Origin of the sequence: Flavobacterium sp. UBA7680 (genome assembly GCF_002482975.1) — a bacterium.
Taxonomy (GTDB): domain Bacteria; phylum Bacteroidota; class Bacteroidia; order Flavobacteriales; family Flavobacteriaceae; genus Flavobacterium.
The window spans coordinates 1-3,149 of the sequence record NZ_DLHA01000001.1 but is presented as its reverse complement, the minus strand read 5'-3'; the positions used below and the strand labels follow the sequence as shown (position 1 = coordinate 3,149).

Annotated in this window: 5 protein-coding genes, 1 tRNA gene and 2 pseudogenes; all 8 read right to left on the bottom strand. The window is 36.2% G+C overall.

Features of this window, described 5'->3' with window-relative positions; genetic code table 11:
• A pseudogene (locus tag B3C18_RS00040) lies at positions 1-212 on the bottom strand (50S ribosomal protein L7/L12); the annotation flags it as partial.
• Positions 213-304: 92 nt separating this feature from the next.
• Positions 305-808, bottom strand: a complete 504-nt coding sequence (gene rplJ, locus B3C18_RS00035) for a 50S ribosomal protein L10 (protein ID WP_291140456.1) — start codon at positions 806-808, stop codon at positions 305-307.
• 22 nt (positions 809-830) lie between these two features.
• A complete protein-coding gene (rplA, locus tag B3C18_RS00030; RefSeq protein ID WP_012024013.1) occupies positions 831-1,520 on the bottom strand; it encodes a 50S ribosomal protein L1 in 690 nt (229 codons plus the stop codon).
• Between the two features lie 13 nt (positions 1,521-1,533).
• Entirely contained in the window at positions 1,534-1,971 is a 438-nt protein-coding gene (rplK, locus tag B3C18_RS00025; protein ID WP_026713295.1) for a 50S ribosomal protein L11, read from the bottom strand.
• A gap of 65 nt (positions 1,972-2,036) precedes the next feature.
• Entirely contained in the window at positions 2,037-2,588 is a 552-nt protein-coding gene (gene nusG / locus B3C18_RS00020; RefSeq protein WP_031456759.1) for a transcription termination/antitermination protein NusG, read from the bottom strand.
• Between the two features lie 10 nt (positions 2,589-2,598).
• Entirely contained in the window at positions 2,599-2,796 is a 198-nt protein-coding gene (secE, locus tag B3C18_RS00015) for a preprotein translocase subunit SecE (RefSeq protein WP_008466927.1), read from the bottom strand.
• Between the two features lie 18 nt (positions 2,797-2,814).
• Positions 2,815-2,885, bottom strand: a tRNA-Trp gene (locus tag B3C18_RS00010).
• Between the two features lie 60 nt (positions 2,886-2,945).
• Positions 2,946-3,149, bottom strand: a pseudogene (tuf, locus tag B3C18_RS00005) (elongation factor Tu); the annotation flags it as partial.

Here is a 3,149-nt window from a genome sequence, read left to right as displayed (position 1 = left end):
ACTGCTAATTTAGAAGCACCAGCTTCTTTTAATACAACTGTAAATTCAGTTTGTGCTTCTTCAGCAGCACCTTCTCCACCACCAGCAGCAACTACTACAGCTGCAGCAGCAGGCTCGATACCATACTCGTCTTTTAATATTGTTGCTAATTCGTTAACTTCTTTAACTGTTAAGTTAACTAATTGTTCTGCGAATTGTTTCAAATCTGCCATTTTTTCTATCGTTTAAAATGATTTGTAAAAATATAATTTATTTATTGTGCGCTAATTAAGCAACAAGGAAGCAAGCTTCCCTGTCTTGATTATTATGCTTCCGTTCCTTCTTCGCTTCCAGCGAATTTGTTTTGTAAAGCAGAAATAATTCTTTGAGCTGGAGATTGTAATAATCCAATAAGTTCTCCAAGTAACTCTTCTTTAGATTTAATAGTTGCTAATGCATCTAATTGATTATCTCCAATGTAAATTTCATTGTTAATAAAAGCACCTTTTAAAACTGGTTTATCAGATTTCTTACGGAAATCTTTAATGATTTTTCCAGGAGCATTAGCTACATCAGAAATGAAAATAGCACTATTACCAGTCAAAACTGAAGGTAAATCACCATAATCTGTAGAAGAAGCTTCCATTGCTTTTGCAAGCAAAGTGTTCTTTACAACTTCTAATTTAATACCAGCTTTAAAACAAGCTCTACGTAAGTTTGAAGTTGTTTCTGCGTTTAGTCCAGAAATATCCGATACATAAATAATATTTGTACCAGCTAACTGCGCAGTTAAATTTTCAATCGCGATTGATTTTTCTTCTCTAGTCATACTAAAAATTTTTAACTACCAATTATACTGCTTTAGGATCCAATGCAATAGCAGGACTCATTGTGCTTGTAAGGTGGATACCTTTAATGTATGTACCTTTAGCAGCAGTTGGTTTAAGTTTTATTAATGTTTGAATAATTTCGTGTGCGTTGTCAACAATTTGCTCAGCTCCAAAAGAAACTTTACCAATTCCTGCGTGAACGATACCAGTTTTATCAACTTTAAAGTCAATTTTACCAGCTTTAACCTCTTGAACAGCTTTTGCAACATCCATAGTTACAGTACCTGTTTTAGGGTTTGGCATTAAACCTCTAGGTCCTAAAATACGACCTAATGGACCTAATTTACCCATAACAGCCGGCATAGTGATGATAACATCAACATCTGTCCAACCATCTTTAATTTTTTGTAAGTAATCGTCAAGACCAACGTGATCTGCTCCAGCTTCTCTTGCTTCAGCCTCTTTATCTGGAGTAACCAATGCTAATACTTTAACATCCTTTCCTGTTCCGTGAGGTAAAGTTACCACACCTCTTACCATTTGATTCGCTTTTCTTGGATCAACACCCAAACGCACTGCGATATCAACAGACTCATCAAATTTTGCAGAAGCAACAACTTTCAATAATGCCGCAGCATCTTTTAGAGAGTATAATTTGTTCTTTTCAATTTTTGAAGCAGCCTCTTTTTGCTTTTTTGTTAATTTTGCCATGTCTTTTTCTTAATTAAAAAGGAGCATCTCCTGATACAGTTATACCCATAGATCTAGCTGTTCCAGCAACCATACTCATTGCTTTTTCTACTGTAAAAGCATTTAAGTCAGGCATTTTGTCTTCAGCAATAGCTCTAATTTGTTCCCAAGTAACACTAGCTACTTTTTTACGATTAGGCTCACCAGAACCAGATTTTAGCTTTGCAGCTTCCATTAACTGAACTGCTGCTGGAGGAGTCTTAACAACAAAATCGAATGATTTGTCTTTGTACACAGTGATTTGCACTGGACAAATTTTGCCAGGTTTATCCTGAGTTCTAGCATTAAATTGCTTACAGAACTCCATGATATTAACCCCAGCAGCTCCTAAAGCAGGTCCAACCGGTGGCGACGGGTTCGCAGCACCTCCCTTAACTTGTAGTTTAACTACCTTACTAATTTCTTTAGCCATTTTTAAAAAATTTAATACACAATCAATTGGAAGCGATTGTGATAGATATTATATGTAACAAAAAATTATACTTTTTCAACTTGCATAAAACTCAATTCTAATGGAGTTTTTCTTCCGAAAATCTTAACCATTACTTCAAGTTTACGCTTTTCTTCATTGATCTTTTCAACCGTACCGTTGAAACCATTAAAAGGACCATCGATCACTTTTACCGTTTCACCTAAGCTGAAAGGAATAGCACGAGTATCTGTATTTACAGCTAACTCATCTACTTTACCTAACATACGATTTACCTCAGATAATCTCAAAGGAACAGGTTCTCCTCCTTTAATCTCACCTAAGAAACCAATTACACTTGTAATAGATTTAATAATATGAGGTATCTCACCAACTAAGTTAGCTTCAATCATAACGTATCCAGGAAAATACACTTTATCCTTGGACATCTTTTTTCCCTCTTTTACAGTAACTACTTTTTCAGTAGGAACTAAAACCTGGGAAACATAATCCTCCATCCCTAGTCTGGCAATCTCGGTTTCGATGTAAGCTTTAACCTTGTTTTCCTGGCCGCTTACTGCTCTAACCACATACCATTTTTTCACATTATTATCTGCCATCACAAAAAAATTATCCTTTTAACCAGTTAAAAAATCCAGCCAAAGCTTTTGCAAAAAATTCGTCTACTCCCCAAGTTGCCAAAGCGAACAGAATCGAAAATACAGCCACAACAATTGTCAATTTTTGAACTTCAGCCCAAGCTGGCCAAGTAACATTTGACTTTAATTCTTCGAAAGCCTCTGATAAATAATTAGTAACTTTTGTCATTTGATATAATTTTTATTGCACGGGCGGAGGGATTCGAACCCCCATCAACGGTTTTGGAGACCGCTATTCTACCCTTGAACTACGCCCGTAATTAAAAGCCAGTGATTTCGTTAAGAAAATCAACTGGCTTTTTATAATTTGTTATAGGATTATCCTACGATTTCAGTCACCTGACCTGCACCTACAGTTCTACCACCTTCACGGATAGCAAAACGCAAACCTACGCTCATTGCGATTGGGCTTAATAAAGCAACATTGATAGTCAAGTTGTCTCCTGGCATTACCATCTCTACTCCTTCTGGTAAAGTAATAACTCCTGTTACGTCAGTTGTACGTACGTAGAACTGTGGACG

Bases quoted from the DNA above. Each gene is read 5' to 3' on its own strand.
- secE (WP_008466927.1), bottom strand. From the start codon at position 2,796: ATGACAAAAGTTACTAATTATTTATCAGAGGCTTTCGAAGAATTAAAG.
- rplJ (WP_291140456.1), bottom strand. From the start codon at position 808: ATGACTAGAGAAGAAAAATCAATCGCGATTGAAAATTTAACTGCGCAG.
- rplK (WP_026713295.1), bottom strand. From the start codon at position 1,971: ATGGCTAAAGAAATTAGTAAGGTAGTTAAACTACAAGTTAAGGGAGGT.
- nusG (WP_031456759.1), bottom strand. From the start codon at position 2,588: ATGGCAGATAATAATGTGAAAAAATGGTATGTGGTTAGAGCAGTAAGC.
- rplA (WP_012024013.1), bottom strand. From the start codon at position 1,520: ATGGCAAAATTAACAAAAAAGCAAAAAGAGGCTGCTTCAAAAATTGAA.